At 67.4% G+C, this 19,011-nt stretch carries 16 protein-coding genes; 13 read left to right on the top strand and 3 right to left on the bottom strand.

The window, feature by feature from the left end; genetic code table 11:
- The first annotated feature begins 84 nt into the window (after positions 1-84).
- The 3 genes from LVJ59_RS17285 to LVJ59_RS17295 are packed head-to-tail and all read left to right on the top strand — an operon-like array spanning position 85 to position 3,151.
- Positions 85-633 carry a tripartite tricarboxylate transporter TctB family protein gene (locus tag LVJ59_RS17285; RefSeq protein WP_232763945.1) on the top strand — a complete coding sequence of 183 codons (549 nt, stop codon included), beginning with the start codon at positions 85-87 and terminating at the stop codon, positions 631-633.
- On the top strand, positions 630-2,285 hold the full coding sequence (locus LVJ59_RS17290) for a tripartite tricarboxylate transporter permease (RefSeq protein WP_131493610.1): 1,656 nt from the start codon (positions 630-632) through the stop codon (positions 2,283-2,285). Before LVJ59_RS17285 ends, LVJ59_RS17290 begins: the two co-directional genes overlap by 4 nt.
- The gene (locus LVJ59_RS17295; protein WP_232763946.1) at positions 2,282-3,151 is read left to right on the top strand and encodes a dihydrodipicolinate synthase family protein; all 870 of its coding nucleotides are present in this window, start codon (positions 2,282-2,284) and stop codon (positions 3,149-3,151) included. The genes LVJ59_RS17290 and LVJ59_RS17295 overlap by 4 nt, the downstream gene beginning before the upstream one ends.
- Before the next feature lie 67 nt (positions 3,152-3,218).
- Here LVJ59_RS17295 and LVJ59_RS17300 read toward each other — a convergent pair whose 3' ends face one another.
- Positions 3,219-4,151: a hypothetical protein gene (locus LVJ59_RS17300; protein ID WP_232763947.1), complete on the bottom strand. Its 933-nt coding sequence runs from the start codon at positions 4,149-4,151 to the stop codon at positions 3,219-3,221.
- A 71-nt stretch (positions 4,152-4,222) separates the two neighbouring features.
- On the opposite strand from LVJ59_RS17300, the gene LVJ59_RS17305 reads away from it, so the two are divergent.
- From LVJ59_RS17305 to LVJ59_RS17330, 6 genes are all read left to right on the top strand, one after another.
- Positions 4,223-5,371 carry a DUF4185 domain-containing protein gene (locus LVJ59_RS17305; protein ID WP_232763948.1) on the top strand — a complete coding sequence of 383 codons (1,149 nt, stop codon included), beginning with the start codon at positions 4,223-4,225 and terminating at the stop codon, positions 5,369-5,371.
- A 154-nt stretch (positions 5,372-5,525) separates the two neighbouring features.
- A complete protein-coding gene (locus LVJ59_RS17310) occupies positions 5,526-6,893 on the top strand; it encodes an ABC transporter substrate-binding protein (protein WP_232763949.1) in 1,368 nt (455 codons plus the stop codon).
- 70 nt (positions 6,894-6,963) lie between these two features.
- Positions 6,964-7,890 carry a carbohydrate ABC transporter permease gene (locus tag LVJ59_RS17315; protein ID WP_134352435.1) on the top strand — a complete coding sequence of 309 codons (927 nt, stop codon included), beginning with the start codon at positions 6,964-6,966 and terminating at the stop codon, positions 7,888-7,890.
- 1 nt (position 7,891) lies between these two features.
- Positions 7,892-8,788: a carbohydrate ABC transporter permease gene (locus LVJ59_RS17320; RefSeq protein WP_134352434.1), complete on the top strand. Its 897-nt coding sequence runs from the start codon at positions 7,892-7,894 to the stop codon at positions 8,786-8,788.
- A gap of 30 nt (positions 8,789-8,818) precedes the next feature.
- A complete protein-coding gene (locus LVJ59_RS17325; protein ID WP_134352433.1) occupies positions 8,819-9,919 on the top strand; it encodes a DUF4185 domain-containing protein in 1,101 nt (366 codons plus the stop codon).
- A 131-nt stretch (positions 9,920-10,050) separates the two neighbouring features.
- On the top strand, positions 10,051-10,491 hold the full coding sequence (locus tag LVJ59_RS17330; protein WP_232763950.1) for a DoxX family protein: 441 nt from the start codon (positions 10,051-10,053) through the stop codon (positions 10,489-10,491).
- Positions 10,492-10,494: 3 nt separating this feature from the next.
- Here the strand turns inward: LVJ59_RS17330 and LVJ59_RS17335 are convergent, their stop codons facing one another.
- A complete protein-coding gene (locus LVJ59_RS17335) occupies positions 10,495-11,628 on the bottom strand; it encodes a glycoside hydrolase family 172 protein (RefSeq protein ID WP_134352431.1) in 1,134 nt (377 codons plus the stop codon).
- 101 nt (positions 11,629-11,729) lie between these two features.
- Between LVJ59_RS17335 and LVJ59_RS17340 the strand changes: the two genes are divergently transcribed.
- Positions 11,730-12,713, top strand: a complete 984-nt coding sequence (locus LVJ59_RS17340; RefSeq protein ID WP_047519780.1) for a LacI family DNA-binding transcriptional regulator — start codon at positions 11,730-11,732, stop codon at positions 12,711-12,713.
- A 6-nt stretch (positions 12,714-12,719) separates the two neighbouring features.
- Here LVJ59_RS17340 and LVJ59_RS17345 read toward each other — a convergent pair whose 3' ends face one another.
- Positions 12,720-13,127: a hypothetical protein gene (locus LVJ59_RS17345; protein ID WP_232763951.1), complete on the bottom strand. Its 408-nt coding sequence runs from the start codon at positions 13,125-13,127 to the stop codon at positions 12,720-12,722.
- A gap of 194 nt (positions 13,128-13,321) precedes the next feature.
- Here LVJ59_RS17345 and LVJ59_RS17350 point away from each other — a divergent pair, with 194 nt between their 5' ends.
- From LVJ59_RS17350 to LVJ59_RS17360, 3 genes are read left to right on the top strand one after another with little or no spacing between them, the layout of a single operon-like run.
- The gene (locus LVJ59_RS17350; protein ID WP_232763952.1) at positions 13,322-14,815 is read left to right on the top strand and encodes an FGGY-family carbohydrate kinase; all 1,494 of its coding nucleotides are present in this window, start codon (positions 13,322-13,324) and stop codon (positions 14,813-14,815) included.
- Positions 14,812-17,379 carry a GH116 family glycosyl-hydrolase gene (locus tag LVJ59_RS17355; RefSeq protein WP_232763953.1) on the top strand — a complete coding sequence of 856 codons (2,568 nt, stop codon included), beginning with the start codon at positions 14,812-14,814 and terminating at the stop codon, positions 17,377-17,379. Before LVJ59_RS17350 ends, LVJ59_RS17355 begins: the two co-directional genes overlap by 4 nt.
- Positions 17,376-19,010: a fucose isomerase gene (locus LVJ59_RS17360; protein WP_232763954.1), complete on the top strand. Its 1,635-nt coding sequence runs from the start codon at positions 17,376-17,378 to the stop codon at positions 19,008-19,010. The genes LVJ59_RS17355 and LVJ59_RS17360 overlap by 4 nt, the downstream gene beginning before the upstream one ends.
- The last annotated feature ends 1 nt before the right edge of the window (position 19,011 follow it).

The following is a 19,011-nucleotide window of genomic DNA, read 5'->3' on the forward strand; positions in this document are numbered from 1 at the left end:
GCCCGGTAGAGAAGACTGCGGGGCCGGGCTCATCACCGGCCCCGCAGTGCTCTCCTTCAGTTCTCGGATCACGAAAGGAGCGTCATGTCGACCTCTGCATCGGACGCCTCCGCATCGGACGCCTCCGCGGGCGACGAGTACCAGGGTGCGACCGCGTCGCGACCTCTCGAGATCGTCTTCGCCGTCCTCGCCCTGGCATTCACCGCCGGATATCTCTTCCTCTCGACGCAGATCCCGCTGCGCCGCGAGGCCGCTCCGGGTCAGATCGATGCCCGCTTCTGGCCGCTCGTCATCGGGGTCACCGGAGTCGTCGTCGCCATCGCGCTGCTCGCCATCGCGATCACCCGCCCCGCACCCGGTCGTGACGACCTCGAGCGCATCCAGCCCGGAGGCTACCTGCGCGTGATCGCCACGCTGGTGATCACGGGCGCCTTCATCGCGCTGTGGTCGCTGGGGTCGGTCATCCTCTTCGGGTACCGCATCGAGGTCTTCCCGATCGCCGCAGCCCTGCTGATGGCCTCCCTCATGCTCCTCTACCGTCACCGCCGCTGGCTGAGCCTGATCATCTACTCCGCCTCCGTCACGGCGTTCGTCTACGTCGTGTTCGGGCTGCTCCTGAGGATCCCCCTGTGAACGCGCTCCTGGAGGGGCTCAACTCGCTCCTCGACATCTCGATCCTGCTCTACATGCTCGTCGGGCTCATGCTGGGCTTCATGGTCGGCGCCTTCCCCGGCATCACCGCGACCATGGCCGTCGCCCTTGCCGCGGGATTCACCATGACCCTCGAGCCCGTGCAGGGCCTCGCCGTGCTGTTGACGATCTACGTCGCGGCGAACTTCGGCGATCGGGTGCCGTCCATCCTCATCAACACCCCGGGAACGCCCGCCTCCATCGCCACCACCCTCGACGGCTATCCGATGGCCAAGCAGGGCAGGGCAGGTCTCGCCCTCACCATCTCCGCAATCGTTTCGGCCGTCGGGATCCTCGCCTCGCTGGTGCTGTTCGCGGTCGCGGCCGTCCCGATCGCCAGCTTCGCCCGCGACTACTTCAAGTCCCCCGAACTGTTCGCCCTCGTGGTGTTCGGCATCTCGATCATGATCGGCATCTCGTCGAAGTCGATGCTCAAGGGCATCCTCGCCGGGCTCTTCGGCCTCATGCTCGGCACCGTCGGCACCTACGCCGCGACGGCCGATCAGCGCTTCACCTTCGGGGTGCTCGACCTCGTCGAGGGCGTGAACTTCATCGCCGTGATCATCGGCCTCTTCGGCATCGCGGAACTCTTCGACCAGTTGCTCACGCATCGCGCGTCCCGCGTGCGCCCCATCTCCAGCCTCGGTCGCTGGCTGCCGAACAGGTCCGAGCTGAAGCAGAGCGGTCGTGCCACGGCGGTCGGCGGCGCGGTCGGACTCGGTGTCGGTCTCATCCCCGCCGCGGGCGGTGACATCGCCGGTCTCATCGGGTGGGAACGGGCACGCAAGGTGTCGAAGCGTCCGGAGATGTTCGGCAAGGGATCGATCGAGGGCGTCGCCGCGTCCGACAGTGCTTCCAGCGCGACCTTGGGCGGCTCCCTCACCACGACCATGGCACTCGGCATCCCCGGCGACTCCGTGATGGCCGTGATGATCGGCTCCATGATCATCTGGGGCATCACACCCGGACCCACCCTCTTCACGAACCGCCCCGACCTGGTCGTCTCGATCGTCGGCATCATGCTGATCGCGACGATCCTGTCCCTCGCTCTGAGCCTGGTGCGGATGAAGGGCATGGTGAAGCTGCTCGACGTGCCGCAGCCGTACCTGTGGAGCGGCATCCTGATCTTCTGCATCATCGGTACCTACGCCACCTCCAACAGCCTCTCGACCGTGGTGACGATGCTCGTCTTCGGTGTGATCGGGGTGATGCTCAAGCGCATGCAGGTGCCGGCCGGCCCCGTGGTGCTCGGGCTCCTGCTCGGACCGCTCGCCGAAGAGAACCTCGCCCGCACGCTGGCCATCCTGCCCACGCGTCCGTTCTTCGAGGTCGTCAGCCCCATCGCGCTCGTGCTCCTCGCCCTGGCCGTGCTCTCGATCGTGATGCCGGCGATCCGCGCCGCTCGTCGCCCCCGTGCCGAGCGCGGCTCCCTCGCGGATTCGATCCTCCACGACGACAGCATCCAGCAGATCGAGAAGGCGCACGACGAGCTCGCCGCGCAGCCCGACCTGCTCACCTCCACCGTCCGCAACATCGACGCCCCGAAGCGTCGAGCCCGCACGTCCCGCAAGAACTCCGAGGAGACCGAGAAGTGACCCGCTACGACATCCTGACCGCCGTGCCCACCGCGTTCCACCGCGACGGCACCCTCGACATCGAGGGTTCGCGTGCGATCTTCCGATTCGTCGCCGACTCGGGGAACGAGGGGGCCTTCGTGCTCGGAACGACGGGGGAGTTCCCCGCTGTGGACGCCGGCGAGTTCGCGGCCATCGTGGAAGCCGCTCTGGCCGAGTTGAAGGAGCGGATGCGCGTGGTCGTGCATGTCGGTCGGCCCAGTACCTTCGAGGCCGTGCGCCTGACCCGCATCGCCCGTGAGCTGGGCGCCGTGGAGTTCGCCGCGCTCACGCCCTACTACCTGAAGGCGACGGACGACTCGATCTTCGAGTACTACCGTGCGGTGTCGGACGCCGTCGGCGACGGGCGCTTGTACGTGTACATCTACCCGGCGCGGAGTGGAAACCCGGTGTCGCCGGAGCTCCTCGTGCGGCTCGCGGAGCTGCCCAACGTCGTGGGAGCCAAGATCAGCGAGCTCTCACTCGACGACATCGCCGCCTACCGCGCCGTCGTGCCCGCGGACTTCGAGCTCTACACCGGCGCCGACCGCGACCTGATCGCCGCCGTCGAGGTGGGCGCCCAGGGCGTCGTCTCCGGGGTGTCATCCGTGACGCCGAAGCCGTTCCGCGCCCTCGCCGACGCCGGGCGGTCGGGGGATGCGGCAGCCATCACCGCTGCGCAGGCCGCGGTCGACGATGTGGTCGCCCTCATCGGCGGCGACATGGCGCGCATGAAGGAGGCCTACCGCGTGCTCGACGTGGTCGACACGCACTGCCGCATGGCGATCGCCGAGCCGAGTGCCGCCGAGCGCACCGCCGTCGCCGAGGTGGTGGCCGCGCACCGGTGAGACGGCTGCCGGTGAGACGGCTGCTGGTGAGGCGGCGGGCCGGTGTCCGGCGGGCGCCTCGCGCTCCTCAGAGGGGTTCGACGGAGAACCGGAACGCCGCTCCCTGGCGGAACGGCTCGATGATCTCGAAGTTCTCATAGGCGGGACCGCCAGGGATCGGCGAGGCGCTCGCCCAGTAGGACCACCGCGCGTTCACCACTGCCTCGAGCTCGGGGTGGGGGTCATCGACCCGCCACGTCTGCACCGCGCGTCGGCCGAGGAAGTGCCAGTGCTCCCCGGTGTCGGCGGAGTGATCGACCGACCAGGGATCCTCCTCGTCACCCGTCGCGCTCACGACCGCCGCTCTCCCCTCGCGCGTGAGTTCGGCGAGGGGGAAGCGTCCGTGCCGGGTGAATCCGGTGCCGGAGAAGTTCGGCCACAGGTCTGCGGGTGTCACGGCACGGCCGGCGAGCTGAAGTCGCCGCAATCGCGCCCAGTTCCCCATCGTCGCCGTGAGGATCAGGTGGGAGAGGGCGACGGAGCTCTCATTGGCGAAGCCCGCCACCTCCACTTCGTGTGGGCGGTCCGCGAAGAAGCGCACCCGGACGCTCACGTCCGCTCCGTTGTCGAATCGCTCGACCCCGATCCACACGGTGAGCGTCTCGATGCCGTCGACCGTGGCGATCCGCCCGCGTGCCGGGGGCCGGGACGAGGGGGTCTTTGCACTCGCGGCGTCATCCGCTGACCAGAAGCGCTTCCCTCGCTCGCCGGTGTCGAGGGTGCTCTGCTCCAGCTCCGAGAAACCGCGCTCGGCCGCGCCCAGGGGAATCGGCTCGACGGCGAGGAAGTTGATCAGCCGCTCGCGGGGGTGTTCGAGGTACGGGGTGAAGATCCGGATCAGGCCTCGGGGACCGGGGAGCGGGGGGATGCCTACTTGGAGACCTTCGACGTGTCCCCAGCGGGGCTCGGACACCGGGTCGCCGAAGGGGCGCAGCCAACGGTCGAAAGAGGAGTCTGACATGCCGAAGACCCTAGTGTGTTGAAATCGATTTCGCTAGATTCGAGGTCATTCGTCATCGATCGAGGAGGATCATGCCCCGTGTCATCACCGCATCTCGCCCCGCTGCACTCGCGGCATCCGTCGTCGTTCTCCTCGGTCTCGCGGGGTGCGCCGGAGACGGACCCGTGAACGTCGACTCCGACCCGGACAAGCCTTTCGTCCTCGACGGGGTTTCTGATCTCACCGAGATCGCTCAGCTCACCGGCCCCGACGCGATGAACGACACCGCCGCGGTCTCCGTCGCCGGTACCGACCTCGGCTCGATGACGAATGTCGGTGACAAGACGTTCTTCTTCTTCGGTGACACCTTCGGCGAGCGTGACCCCGAGTCGATCGGCGGTCAGGGCGGCTTCTGGCGTTCCAACGTCGCCGCGTGGACCACGGACGACGACCCTGCGGACGGGATCGACTTCGACGGGTGGGTGGAGGACGACATCGGACTCGCCGCCCCTCTCATCGAGGGTGACCATGATGCGAACGGTGCGGGTGGTGAGGTCACGAAGATCCCCACGTACGGCTTCGCGATCGGCGACACGATCTACGTCTCGTACATGTCGGTGCGGTTCTGGGGGGAACCGGGGGCGTGGGACTCGAACTACTCCGCCCTGATCGTCTCGCGGGATGACGGGCGCACCTGGTCTCCGGTCGAGGGGGTCGAGTGGTCGGGGGACTCGAACTTCGTGCAGTTCGCGACCGCCGAGGTGAGAGAGGGCAGCCGGGACTGGATCTACTTCTGGTCGATCCCCTCCGGGCGGTTCGGTGGGGTGCAGCTGATGAGGGTGCCCGCCGCCGAAGACGCGGTCGAGGAGCAGGCGTCCTACTCGTACTTCGCCGGCCTCGATGGCGACAAGCCCCGATGGAGCGATGAGCTGAGCGATGCCGAGACGATCCTGGAGGGAACGATCGGCGAGCTCTCGGTGATGTGGTCCACCTATCTGGAGCGCTGGATCATGACCTACTCGGATGCCGGCAGCGCCTATATCCGGGAAGGCCTCACGCCGTGGGGTCCGTGGGGCGAGGCGATCGAGCTCGTGCCCCGTGCCGAGTATCCGGGGCTCTACTCGCCTTATCTGAACCCCCGATACGTCACCGAGGACGGTCGGCGGATCTACTTCACGCTATCGCTGTGGGACCCGTACAACGTCTTCTGGTTCTCCGCCGACCTGGAGCGCTCGCGCTGATCGAGGCGCGAATCGAGCCTTGCGCATGAAATCGATTTCGCCTACTCTGGCGCTACCCGGTCACTGAGGATCCACGGGCACGGCCGGTGCTCGTCGGCGGCAGCCGAACACACAGCAGCGACTCGATGAGGAGTCCGTTCCTGAGGAGGAACCCATGAGAATCACCACTCGTACGCGCAGGGTCACGCTCGCCGCTCTCGGCGCGCTCACCGTGGGCGCCATGCTCGCAGCCTGCGGCTCCGGCACACCCGGCGAGTCGGCAGGCGGCGACGGCGGCGCAGACGGCGTCACCACCGTCCAGTTCTGGCATCGCACGTTCACCCCCGTGGAGAACGAGTGGTACGCCGACATCGTCAAGAAGTTCAACGCCTCGCAGGACAAGATCAAGGTCGTCGACACCGAAGTGCCCGCCGACGCCTGGGATCAGAAGATGAAGGCCGCGCAGGCCGCCGGCAAGGCGCCCGACATCTACACCAGCTCCGCCAACCTCTACGACCTGGTGAACGCCGGTTCCGTGCACGAGCTGGACTCGATCGTCCCCCAGGAGGCGCTGGATGAGATCCTCGACAACGCCACCTCCATCTCCGAGATCGACGGCACCCACTACGCCTACCCGCTGCTGCTCGAGCCGCAGACCGTGCTGTTCTGGAACACCGACCTCCTCGACGCCGCGGGCGTCGACTCGTCGAAGGCTCCGGAGACCTGGGAGGACCTGCTGGCGGCCTGCGCCAAGATCCAGCCGACGCTGTCCGACGGGCAATACTGCATCTCCCCGGCCCAGGATGCCGTGACCATGGCCTGGTCCACCGTGGGGCAGCAGTACAACTTCGCGGGTCACCTCGCACTCACGGACGACTGGACCGCCCCTGCCATCGACAACGACGGCTACCGCTCTCTGATGGAGCAGTACAAGGAACTCTGGGACAAGGGGTACATGCCCAAGCAGCCGCTGGCCGCCTACGTCGCAGGCGAGGACTTCGGGCAGCAGAAGGTCGCGTTCAAGGTCTCCGGATCGTGGATGATGTCCGAGATCGGGTCGGACTACCCCGACCTGCTCACCAAGACCGGGGTGGGTGCCTTCCCGAGCTCCCCGGACGCGGACGGGCGCACCGCTACGACGATGGGGAACTTCACGTGGGTCGTCGACGCCAAGAGCAAGGCCCCGGAGGCTGCCGGCGAGTTCCTCTCGTGGGCCATCGCCGGTGACCCGGAAAACCTCGTTCCGTTCTTCGTGAACACGCAGTTCACCAAGGTCCCCGTGCGGCAGTCGGTGCAGGATGCGGTCGCCGCGAGCGAAGAAGCCGCGAACGCACCGTGGTCGAGCATCATCGTCGACGACATCGCCCCGGATGCCATCCCCGGATCCACCTACCCCTGGGACGTCAACCTCGCTGTCGGAACCGCGATGGAATCGGTGATGAAGGGCTCCGCCTCGATGGATGACGCGATCAAGACCGCGAACGCGGCGATCCAGACCGTCATCGATCGCGACGGACTGCCCGACAAGGCGCCGAAGAACTGACACCGCTCACCGTCCGGGGTCGGGTTCCGGCCCCGGACGGTCACGCATCCGAGGACACGACGAGGTGGGTATGGCCAGTCAGGCTGTGGAAGAGCGTAGGGCGATCCGGCAGCGGCAGAATCGCTATCGCTATCGAGACAACAAGACCGCGTATTGGTTCCTGCTGCCCCTCGTGGCGCTGCTCGGGATCTTCGTCATCTGGCCCGCGATCTATGCCGGATACCTGTCCTTCCAGGACTGGAGCTTCTACAAGGATCCGGAGTTCGTCGGCGTCCGCAACTACACCAACGTGCTGAAGGACCCGCTGTTCCTGGCGACGATCGGGCGAGGATTCGCCTTCGTGCTGCTCACCGTGCCGATCATGCTCGTCCTCGCCTTCCTGTTCGCGAGTCTCGTGGTCAGCGTCTCACGTCGCGCCGCCAGCCTGCTCAAGGTGAGCATCTACATCCCGACGATCATCTCCGCCGTGATCGCATCGATCATCTTCGTGCTCATCTACAACTACTCCGGTGGTCTCCTCAATGCCTTCCTCGGCGTCTTCGGAATCGAACCGATCGCCTGGATCGGGGATCCGAAGTGGGCGCTGCTGGCGATCGCGGTTCCCGCCATCTGGCTCGGCATGGGGCTGACCTCGCTGATCATGGTCGCCGCGATGGTCGACATCCCGGCGGAGTACTACGAAGCTGCCGCGATGGAGGGGGCGAACTGGGGACAGAGGACGGCGTACATCACGATCCCGCAGATGAAGAACGTGGTTCTCTACCTGCTCATCACCGGATTCGTGGCCGCGATCCAGCAATTCGAACTCCCCCTCGTGATGACCCAGGGCGGGCCCCTGGACTCGACGACCCTGCCCAACCTCTTCATCTTCAATCACTTCCGCAACGACGTGAACGTCGGCTACTCGATCGCTGCGGCCCTGTTGCTCTTCGTGGTGCTGGGGACGATCTCCGCTCTCGTTTTCAAGTTCGTCAATTCCGAGAGGCTGGTGGATTGAGATGGCCGTCATGCAGGAGACCACCCGCATCGTCCTCGCAGGCAAGGAGCCGCGCGCGTCGCGGAGGGCTCCGCGCACCCCCGGCGGCTGGCTCGTCGTCCTCGGGAAGGTGATACTCGGCGCCCTCTTCGTCGGAGCTTCGCTCTTCCCGCTCGCCTGGATGGTGATCGCCGGCTTCAAGTCCAAGACCGAGGTCGTCGAAACACCGTTCCAGTTCTTCCCCGAGGTGTGGCTGTGGGAGAACTACACGCAGATCCTGGCCGACCCCACGTTCCTGCGGACGCTCGCGTGGACGTTCTTCGGCGCCGTGCTGTTCACGGTCGGGAGTCTCGCGGTCAATTCCCTCGCCGCTTACGCCTTTGCCCGATTGGACTTCCGCTTCAAGGGCGCGATCTGGACCATCGTGATCACGACGATGTTCATCCCCGGGATGACGATCCTGCTCACGAGCTTCATCGTCGTGACCCGTCTCTCGATGCTCGACACCCTGGCTGTGCTGGTGATCCCGGGACTCGCGAGCGCGGGCATGGTGTTCTTCATCCGCCAGTTCTATCTGAACATCCCGAAGAGTCTCGAAGAGGCGGCGATGCTGGACGGCTGCGGTCGCTTCGGCATCTTCGTGCGGATCTTCCTGCCGCTGTCGAAGCCGCCCTTCGTCGTGATGGGCATCACCGCGTTCCTCGCCTACTGGAACTCCTATGTCTGGCCGATCCTGACGATCACTTCTCCCGACAAGTTCGTGCTCCAGCAATATCTGGCGACGTTCCGGTCCGAGCGCAGCACCGAGCTCGGCTTGTTGATGGCCGGGTCCGTGCTCGCCGCCGCCCCGGTGATCATCCTGTTCCTGATCTTCCAGCGACAGATCATCGGCAACATCAAGATGGCAGGTCTCAAGTAGCCACACGCGCGGTACCGAAAGGAGAGGTCGATGGAGACCGAGAACACGCAGGGACCACGGATCAGCCGCAGGGGAGTCCTGCAGGGAGCGGTGGCGGCGGGAGCGGCGTTCTTCGCCGCGACCGCCCTGCCGAGTCCGGCCGCAGCCGCCGGGCTGACCGTCACGCGGGTCAAGGTGCTCGCCGGCACTCAGAGCCCCGTGCAGTACGGGATCGGGGCGACCGACCTCGGCATCCCCGCCCCCACTCCGGACGGGCGGATGCTGTTCATGTTCGGCGACACCTGGGCCGACGGAGTCGGTGGCACGAACTGGCGCTCGCCCGTCGCGCTGTACTCCTCGACGACGAACCTCGCTGCCGGCGTCACCTTCGACGGATGCGCGGGAGCCGGCGCGAACACGCAAGGCACCGCTCCGCAGCTCTGGTACTACCCCCACGACGCCTACTTCACGACGGTCATCCCCTCGGACGTGATCACGATCGGATCGCGGATGTATCTGCACGCCATCGTGAACGGCCCGCATTTCGGCGCCGTGCGCTGGACCGAACTGTGGAAGTCCGACGACAACGGCGCGACCTGGCAGCACACCGGCCTGCAGTTCCCGGCCGACATGGCCGGCGGCAGGTTCCAGTGCATCACCTGGGGTGAGGGCAACGACGGCTACGTGTACATCTACGGCACGGGGTTCCAGCGCGACAAGGGCATCGTGCTCTACCGGGTGCCGTCGAACGACATGACGACGCTGTCTGCCTATCAGCCCTGGGGGTTCGCGAACGGTTCCTGGGGGTGGGGTAAACCCGTCACCGAGGTGCTGTCGGGACAATTCGGTGAGATGTGTCTGCGCCCACTGGGCGGCAAGTGGATACTCACCTGGTTCAACTCGGGGGCGTATCGGATCGACGCCATGGTGCTGAACACCCCGACCGACAACCTCTACACCGCCACGAAGACCACCCTGCTGCACGGGACCGAATGGAACACGGAGGACGCCTCGCACGTCGCGCAGCTCTACGGTGGCTACATCATCCCCGGATCGACGCTGTCGGACCTGCACCTGAGCGTCAGCCAGTGGAACACGGGGGACAACAGCGTCTACCACTCCGAGCAGTTCCGCGTGCAGGGTCTGGTCTGACGCTCCTTCCCGCCACCGGAGCGAGCGGGAGGCGTCCAGGAGACGGAAAGCAACGCTTCCTAGCGTGGAGGCAGGGAACGACCCTGGTCCGCGCCCGGCGCGGGTGTCCTGCCACGAAGGAAGAACTCCTCATGACGAACACCAAAGCCCCCTCCGCCGCTGCCTCGATGGGCCTCCTGGTCCTCCGGGTCGTCGTCGGCGCGATCTTCGCCGCACACGGCGCGCAGAAGATCTTCGAGTTCACGATTCCGGGAACCATCGGCAGCTTCGCCGACATGGGGGTGCCGCTGGCGGAGATCGCAGCCCCCGTCGTGGCCTTCCTCGAGCTCGTCGGCGGCATCCTGCTGATCCTCGGGTTCCTCACCCGTCCGGTCGGGATCCTGCTGACGATCGACATGGCCGTGGCCCTGGCCCTGGTGCATCTGCCTGCGGGGCTGTGGGTCGCTGAGGGCGGCTACGAGTTCGTCGCCGTGCTCGGGGTCGCCGCGCTGGCGCTCGCCCTCACCGGCGCGGGCAGATACTCGATCGACGGAGCCGCCCTGCGCGGACGCGCCCCCGCCTGGCTCGCCTGAGCTTCAGTCCCGCGGATCACGCGGAGGCGTCGCGCCGATGTCCGGCACCGGGGCCGTTCCTAGGTGGACCTCCAGATCGTCGGCCGTCGGTGTCTTCGGACGCCGCGCGGTCGGGCGGTCGAGGTAGAACAGGGCGGTCGACGCGATGTCGTCGCGCAGAGGAAGGTACCGCCATCCGCTGCGCCATCCGAGCGCCTGGATGTCGACTTTCGGGATGCCCGTCGCGAAGTGGATCGGATCGAGCAGGTGCCACCTGTACATGCCGAACCGCTGCTGCGACACGTAGAGACCGTCGGGGCGGATGACCTGTGGCATCCCGAGGTACGGGGTCGAGAACTCGGTGTAGCCCTGACCCGGGATGTCGAAGTTCCACGCGCCGCCGAAGTAGTCCTCGGTGCCGGTGCCGCAGATCGTCGGGTAGTCGGTGTCGTCATCGAGGTAGAACTTGATCTCACCCTCGCCCCACCATCCGTTGGAGTTCACTCCCCACGCGATGTAGGTGCCGACATACTGGCCCTGGCCCTCGATGCCTTCCAGGATCACATGCGGTGTGAGGTCCTCGAGCGGGTTCGACCGTCGCCATTGGGCGTGGAAGTAGGCATCGTTCGAATGGTCGCCGCCGATCTCGTACGTCACCTGGTAGTACACGCGCACATCGACGGCGGACGTGTTCTCGACGGTCAGCCGCGCGCCGTCCCGGAAGGGCATCGGCCAGTACGAGTTGAACCCGCCGTGCGGATTCGCAGCGATCGTCTGCGAGTTCACCTGAGCGAACACACCCCAGCCGTTGCAGAAGAAGTCGCCGTAGGGTACCTCGACCGCGGGTTCGTCCGAACCGTCCCAGTAGGCGCGAAGAAGCAGGGTGCGCCAGTTGTCGGTGTGGGTCGTGATCCAGATGTGCGTGATCTTGCCCGGGCCGGCGATGTTCGCGAGCTCGAGGGTTTCCCCGGCCTTGATGTCCATGCTCGGGGAGATCTTCCAACCGGGGCCGAGGTCGCGGGCGCAGGAGGCACCCGTTCCCTCGGTCGCCCGGCCGCCGCCCCCAGCGGAACCGTCGAAGTTCTCCGGCGAGATCGAACGGGTCTGGATCCGTCGCAACGCCGCGAGGGAGGCCAGATCAGAAGGTGCAGAAGTCATGGGCGCCAATGTAATCGATTTCATGAAGGAACGCCAGAGAGCGATGCGTCCGCGATACTGTTGCTTCACGTCCGGCGGGGCCGGACAGGCTGTGAGGGTGCATGACCACGATCTACGACGTCGCTGAACTTGCCGGGGTCTCTCCTGCGACGGTTTCGCGCGTGTTCAACGGAACGAGTGTTTCCGAAGAGAAGGTGGCGGCCGTCCGGGACGCCGCGGAGAAGCTGAAGTTCACCCCGAACCGCACCGCCCGCACGCTGCGTCGCCAGAGCTCCGAGGTCATCGCGCTCGTGATTCCCGACATCGAGAATCCCTACTTCACCGAGATGGCGCGCGGCGTCGAGGATGTCGCCTCCGAGGCCGGCTACTCGGTCGTGCTCTGCAACTCCGACGCGCAGGTCGAGAAGGAGGCGACGTATCTGCGGATCGCGATCGCCGAGCACATGTCCGGCGTCATCATCGCGACGGCCGACGAGCAGTCTGATCTCGACAGCATCCTCGCGACCGGGCGTCCGGTGGTCGCCGTCGACCGCAGCACGACCTATGACATCGATGGCGTCGTGATGGCGAACCGTGCGGCCGGCACGTCGGCGACGCGAGATCTGATCGACGCCGGGTACCGGCGCATCGCGTACATCGGCGGACCGGAGCACATCGACACCGCAGCGGAACGTGCCGCCGGCTGGCGTGCCGCACTCGCAGCTGCGCGCCCCGAGCTCGACCTCGATGAACTGGCACGCTTCGCGACATTCCGCGTCGACGGCGGGCGCGCCGCCATGGAAGAGCTGCTCGCGCTTCCCGAACCTCCCGATGCGGTCGTCGCGGGCAACAACCTCATCGGGGTCGGCGCGATCCAGGTGCTCACCGAGCACGGTCTCACCCCTCCTGAGGTCGGTGTCGCTGTCATCGGCTCGCTGCCGTTCACGACGCTGTCACCCACGGCGGTCACGGTGGTGCGACTGCCCGCGCGGCACATGGGAGTGACCGCAGCACGGATGCTGCTCGAGCGCATCAAGGGCGATCGCCAGCCCGCTCGCACGGTGGTGCTGCGCAACGAGATCCAGCCCGCCAGCCCGCGCGGCTGAGTGGGATCAGCGAGACCCCCAGAAGCGCGTCGCGAGATTCGCGACCTCCTTGTCGAGGTCTTCGAGGCGACCGTCGATCGCGCCGAGCCGCGAGTCCAACTTCGAATCCATCGCGTCGAATCGCGCCTCGAACTTCGCGTCCACGCCCGAGAGTCTCGCGTCCAAGGCCTCGAATCGCGCGTCCATCGTCGCGAATCGCGCGTCCATGCTCTCGAAACGGGCGTCGAACTTCGCGTCCAAGGCTTCGAAACGCGCGTCGGACTTCGCGTCCATGCTCGAGAACTTCGCGTCTAGTTCGCTGCGGACGGAGGTGATCATCCGGTCGTTCTGCCGGATCACCATCGTGAGCGATCCCAGCATGAAGGCGGCGAAGACGCCGATCAGTGTCCAGATCTGGGGCTCGTTCAAATGCACATCTCCATCCTGCGGGTGAAAGCCCAGATTGTCACGGTATTCCGGTGCCGCATCGACGCGAACCCACGCTCTGTGGAGACCGCACTCCATGCGCGAAATGTGCAGGAACGACGTGGCTCCTTGCGGCATGAAATCGATTTCGCGTACAGTGGCCACAGGTTTCATATCCGAGCTCAGGATTCGAGGAGGACTCCATGCGCTGCACCCTCGGCGTCGACATCGGCACGTCCAGCAGCAAGGGTGCGCTCGTGGGCGTCGACGGCGAGATCATCGCGACGGCGACGCGCGCGCACGACGTCAGCCGCCCACGCACCGGCTGGGTGGAGATGGACGGCGACGTGTGGTGGGAGGAGTTCATCGCGATCACCCGCGAACTGCTCAGCGGAGCACCGGACGCGGAGGTCGTCGGGGTGGGGGTCAGCGGCATGGGGCCGTGCGTCCTCCTCGCCGACGATGACGACCTACCGGTGCGTCCCGCCATCCTCTACGGCGTGGACACCCGCTCCGCCGCACAGATCGACCGCATGACGACCGAGCTCGGTGCCGATGCGATCACGCGCGTCGGTGGATCCGTCCTGACCTCGCAGGCGGGTGGGCCCAAACTCCTGTGGGTGTCCGACGAGGAGCCGGCGGCGTGGGCCCGGGCGCGGCGCTTGTTCATGCCGGCTTCCTGGCTCGCCAGGAAGCTCACCGGCGCATACGTCCTCGACCACCAGTCCGCGAGCCAGTTCTCACCGCTCTACGACATCGAGAATGAGGACTGGTACGACCCGTGGTGGAACACGTATGCGGGCGGCATCGAGAAGCCGAGGCTGCGGTGGGCGGGGGAGGTCGCCGGCGAGGTGACGGCGCCCGCCGCAGCCCTCACCGGTCTCCCGGCGGGTACGCCCGTGATCACGGGAACGATCGATGCGTGGACGGAGGCGGTCAGCGTCGGTGCGCACGAGCTCGGCGATCTGATGCTCATGTACGGCACGACGATGTTCCTCGTCGCGACGGGGGAAGACACCTTGCGCACGCCGTCGATGTGGACCACGGCGGGCGCCTTCGCAGGCACCCGCAACCTGGCCGGCGGCCTCTCCACCTCCGGAGCGCTGACCGCCTGGCTGAAGGGGCTGACCGGCGCGGACTACCCCCGACTGCTCGCTGAGGCGGAGGAATCCGGTCCGGGCGCGGGAGGGCTCCTCCTGCTGCCGTACTTCGCGGGGGAGCGCACACCGATCCAGGACCCGGACGCCCGCGGCGTGATAGCCGGGCTGACCCTGGAGCACACGCGCGGTGACCTCTACCGGGCGGCGCTCGAGGCCACGGCGCTGGGGGTGCGGAACAACGTCGAGACCATGCGTGCGGCGGGAGCGGACATCCGGCGGATCGTCGCGGTCGGCGGCGGCACCCAGGGACGGCTTTGGCTGCAGGTGGTGTCCGACGTCACGGGCCTCGCGCAAGAGGTGCCGCAGACCACGATCGGTGCGAGCTACGGGGCGGCGTTCCTCGCAGCGGGCGCGACCGCCGCGCCGGGTCGGGCACCGGTCATCACGGACTGGAATCCGATCGTCCACGCCGTCAGGCCGGACGACACGCGGCGCGCTCTCTACGATGATCTGTTCGACAAGTACCTGCGACTGTACGAGGGCTCGAAAGATGTGGTGCATGAGCTCGCCGCCGTGCAGCGGGGGGAATCCGCATGACCCGCGAACGACGCGCCCCGGGTATCCCGCATACGTCGCAGGCGACGGCTTTCCCGCTCGGCGGCATCGGAACGGGCAACGTCTCGATCGGCGCGCGCGGGGAACTGCGCGACTGGGAGTTCGAGAACCTTCCCGACAAGGGACGCCGCAATCCGTATTCCTTCTTCGCGATCCATGCCGCCCCGGAAGGAGGTGCGGCGGTCACCCGAGTCCTCGAGGCGAGGCTCGGCGGGCGACACGATGCCGACGCCGGATACGCGTTCGACCAGCTCGCAGGTCTTCCGCGCCTCGACGCGGCGACCCTGCACGGTGAGTACCCGGTGGTCGACGTCGACTTCACCGACCGGACGCTCCCGGTGCATGTGTCGTTGCACGCGTTCACACCGCTCGTGCCGCTCGACGCCGACGCCTCGGGCATCCCTGCGGCGGTCTTGCGGTACCACGTGACGAACCCCGGCTCCGTCCCGGTCGCGGTCACCGTGGTGGGCAGCGTCTCCCACACGGCGGGACGAGGAGCCCCCGGACCGGACGCCCCGTGGGGCATGCGTGCGACGCAGACGGTGCGATGGCGGGACGACGGCGACGTGCGCGGACTCGACTTCGGGATCGACCTGCCGGAGGACGACCCCGGCTACGGCACGCTGAGCCTCACCACCACGGACCGCTCCACGACGGTCAAGCCGCAGTGGGTCACGAGCTACTGGCCGGACGGAGCGCGTCTCTTCTGGAACGACCTGACCGATGACGGGCTGCTCGCGGCGGAGCCTCGGCTGACCCTGGAGGATCGCCCTCGCGGGCTGTTCGCCGAGCTCGATGCCGACGCGGAGGCCGCGCCCCTCACCGAGGAGGAGATGCTCGCCAAGCTCCCTCGGGTGCGTACCGGCTCACTCGGCGTCGTGCACACCGTGGGGCCCGGCGAGAGCCGCGACTTCGAGTTCGTGCTGTCGTGGAGCTTCCCGAACCGCCGCCGCGGGTGGAACGGGCACATCGTCTTCGCCGACCCGAACCTCGACGAGGTCATGCGGAACCGCTACGCCGTCCTCTGGCCCGATGCGTGGGCGGCCGCCGCCCATCTGCACACGAACCTCGGCGAGCTGGAGAGAACGACGGAGGCGTTCGTCGAAGCGCTGTACGGAGGGAGCCTCGATCCGGTGCTGGCCGACGCGGTCGGTGCGAACATCGCCGCTGTGCGATCCACGACCGGGTTCGTGGTCGAGTCGCCGAACGCGGAGCTGGGTGAGGGGCCGGTCTTCGCGGCGTGGGAAGGATCCTTCGACCACGGTGGCTCCTGCGAGGGCACATGCACGCACGTCTGGTCGTACGCGCAGACGCTCGCGTGGCTGTTCCCCTCTCTCGAGCGGAGTGCCCGTCGCGTGGAGTACCTGCTCGAGACCGATGCGGCCGGCGCGCAGAAGTTCCGCGGCAATCGCGTCTTCGGCGGACCCTCCTGGTTCATGGGGCCTGCCGTCGACGGGCAGCTGGGCACGCTCCTGCGCCTGCATCGTGAGTGGCGGTTCAGCGGTGACGACGACTTCCTCCGCGAGCTCTGGCCGGCCGCCGCCCGCACTCTCGACTATGCGATCCGCGAATGGGACCGCGACGGGGACGGGCTGCTCGACGGGGAGCTGCACAACACCTACGACATCGAGTTCCACGGTGCCGAGCCTCTCGCCAACGGCGTCTACCTCGCGGCCCTCCGCGCCGGGGCTCGGATGGCCGCCCACCTCGGCGAGCGCGAGCGCGCGGACGGGTGGTCCGCGCGGGCCGACCACGTCGCTGCGGCGATGGACGAGACCCTGTGGAACGGGGAGTACTACCGCCAGGTCATCGACGACGTCGACGCGCACCGCTACCAGTACGGTGACGGCATCCTCACGGACCAGCTCCTCGGACAGTTCCACGCCTTCGTGAACGGACTCGGCTACATCCTCCCCGCCGACCGGGTCGTGTCCGCACTCGCCGCGATCGTCGCGCACAACCATCGGGACGACCTGACGGCCCACGAGAGCACGCAGCGGGTGTATGCGCTGAACGACGAAGGAGGACTGCTGCTGGCGTCGTGGCCGCGCGGCGGTCGACCGTCGATTCCGTTCGTCTACTCCGACGAGGTCTGGACGGGCATCGAGCATCAGGTCGCCGCCTCGCTCCTCTACACCGGTCGGGCCGAGGACGCGCTCCGCATCGAGCGTTCCCTGCGTGCCCGATACGACGGGACCCACCGCAATCCGTGGAACGAGATCGAATGCGGCAACCATTACGCCCGGTCGCTCGCGTCCTGGGCCCTGCTCCTCGCGGCGAGCGGAGTGCAGTGGGATGCCCCGACGCGTGTGCTGTCGTTCGCCCCGGCGGTCCCGGGGCCGTTCCGCAGCCTGTTCACGACGGGTACCGGCTGGGGCCGCGTCGAGATCGACGACCACGCTCTGACCGTCCATGTCGACGGCGGTGTCCTCGACGTCGGCGAACTGCAGCTGTCCGGCGAGACCATCGGCCGCGATATCCGACTCCGAGCGGGCGCGTCGCACCGCTCCCCGCTCACCCCGACCCCAACACCGGAGGAATCATGACCACCTACACCCTGCCGGCCCCGGCATCGCGTCCGGCTGCCGCCCCGAAGACGGCCTACCTCATCACCTCGGGTGATCTGCGAGAGTCGGCGAACGTCGCGGGCTGGCCCACCCAGGTCGAGCTCGAGACCGGGGTCACCGGTGTGCTCGACGACCTCGGGTGGCAGGTTATCCGTCCCTTCGGCGTCGACCCCGCCACCGGTCACGGGTTCATCTCCAGTCAGCGCATGGGGCTCGAGGTCTTCCGGAGCATCCCGGTCGACGCGCCTCTGATCGTCGCGATCGCCAACTGGCAGTACTCCCACCATGTGCTCGCCGGTCTCCGCACCCACGAGGGCCCGATCCTCACGGTCGCGAACTTCGCCGGCGACTGGCCCGGCCTCGTCGGCCTCCTCGGCTTGAACGCGGGCCTCACCAAGATGGGCAAGCCGTACGCCACGACCTGGTCGGTCGACTTCACCGACGAGTGGTTCCGCAACGGCATCCGGGAGTGGACCGAGACGGGCTCCATCGCGCACGACGCCTCGCACGTGCGTCCCCTGCCGGAGCTGCCGGACAGCCCCGAGAAGCAGCTGGGCGAGGCGCTCGCCGCGGAGCTGCTCGCCGAGAAGGCCATCATCGGCGTGTTCGACGAGGGCTGCATGGGCATGTACAACGCGATCTTCGACGACGAGCTGCTCAACAAGACGGGCATCTACAAGGAGCGGCTGTCGCAGTCGGCGCTCTACGCCGAGATGCTCACCGTCACCGAGGAAGAGGCGGACGCCGCGTACGACTGGCTGATCGATGCGGGCATGACGTTCCGCTTCGGGCCGGATGCCGCCACCGAGCTCACGCGCGAGCAGGTGCAGTGGCAGTTGAAGATGTACATCGCCGCGCTTCGTATCGCGGACGACTTCGGCCTCGACGCCGTCGGGATCCAGTACCAGCAGGGTCTGAAGGACTTGGTGCCGGCATCCGACCTGGCCGAGGGCATCCTGAACTCGACGGAGCGCCCGCCGGTGAGGTCGCGCGACGGTGCCCGGGTGCTGCACGAGGGACGCGCCTTCCCGCACTTCAACGAAGCGGATGAGGGCGTGGCTGTCGACGCGCTGGTGACCGACCGCGTGTGGCGTGCGATGGGACTCGTGCCGGACAACACGCTGCACGACGTGCGGTGGGGTGAGGACTATGACGGGGAGTTCGTGTGGGTCTACGAGATCTCCGGCTCCGTCCCCGCCTCGCACCTGGGCGGGTGGCAGAACGCGGAGGGATGGCGTCAGGGTCACGTGTTCTTCCCGGCGGGCGGTGCGACGATCAACGGGGTCTCCCAGCCGGGGGAGATCGTGCTGTCGCGGGTGTTCATCGCCGACGGCGTCCTGCAGGCCGACATCTTCCGCGCCTCGGTCGTCGAGCTCCCGGCCGAGGAGACGCAGCGCCGGAAGGATGCCACGAACCCGGAGTGGCCGATCGCGCACGTGGTGCTGCACGGCGTCTCGCGGGATCAGTTCATGGCCCGCCACAAGGCCAACCACGCGCAGCTCGTCTACGCACCGGATGCCGAGACGGCCGATCGGGCACTCATCGCGAAAGCCTCGATGTTCGCGGGGATGGGCATCCAGGTGAATCTGGTGGGCGACGTCACCCTCTGAG

Origin of the sequence: Microbacterium sp. KKR3/1 (genome assembly GCF_021272365.1) — a bacterium.
Taxonomy (GTDB): domain Bacteria; phylum Actinomycetota; class Actinomycetes; order Actinomycetales; family Microbacteriaceae; genus Microbacterium; species Microbacterium aurugineum.

Coding starts and splice junctions, on each gene's coding strand:
- LVJ59_RS17285 (WP_232763945.1), top strand. CDS start 85: ATGTCGACCTCTGCATCGGACGCCTCCGCATCGGACGCCTCCGCGGGC.
- LVJ59_RS17300 (WP_232763947.1), bottom strand. CDS start 4,151: ATGTCAGACTCCTCTTTCGACCGTTGGCTGCGCCCCTTCGGCGACCCG.
- LVJ59_RS17305 (WP_232763948.1), top strand. CDS start 4,223: ATGCCCCGTGTCATCACCGCATCTCGCCCCGCTGCACTCGCGGCATCC.
- LVJ59_RS17310 (WP_232763949.1), top strand. CDS start 5,526: ATGAGAATCACCACTCGTACGCGCAGGGTCACGCTCGCCGCTCTCGGC.
- LVJ59_RS17315 (WP_134352435.1), top strand. CDS start 6,964: ATGGCCAGTCAGGCTGTGGAAGAGCGTAGGGCGATCCGGCAGCGGCAG.
- LVJ59_RS17320 (WP_134352434.1), top strand. CDS start 7,892: ATGGCCGTCATGCAGGAGACCACCCGCATCGTCCTCGCAGGCAAGGAG.
- LVJ59_RS17325 (WP_134352433.1), top strand. CDS start 8,819: ATGGAGACCGAGAACACGCAGGGACCACGGATCAGCCGCAGGGGAGTC.
- LVJ59_RS17330 (WP_232763950.1), top strand. CDS start 10,051: ATGACGAACACCAAAGCCCCCTCCGCCGCTGCCTCGATGGGCCTCCTG.
- LVJ59_RS17335 (WP_134352431.1), bottom strand. CDS start 11,628: ATGACTTCTGCACCTTCTGATCTGGCCTCCCTCGCGGCGTTGCGACGG.
- LVJ59_RS17340 (WP_047519780.1), top strand. CDS start 11,730: ATGACCACGATCTACGACGTCGCTGAACTTGCCGGGGTCTCTCCTGCG.
- LVJ59_RS17350 (WP_232763952.1), top strand. CDS start 13,322: ATGCGCTGCACCCTCGGCGTCGACATCGGCACGTCCAGCAGCAAGGGT.
- LVJ59_RS17355 (WP_232763953.1), top strand. CDS start 14,812: ATGACCCGCGAACGACGCGCCCCGGGTATCCCGCATACGTCGCAGGCG.
- LVJ59_RS17360 (WP_232763954.1), top strand. CDS start 17,376: ATGACCACCTACACCCTGCCGGCCCCGGCATCGCGTCCGGCTGCCGCC.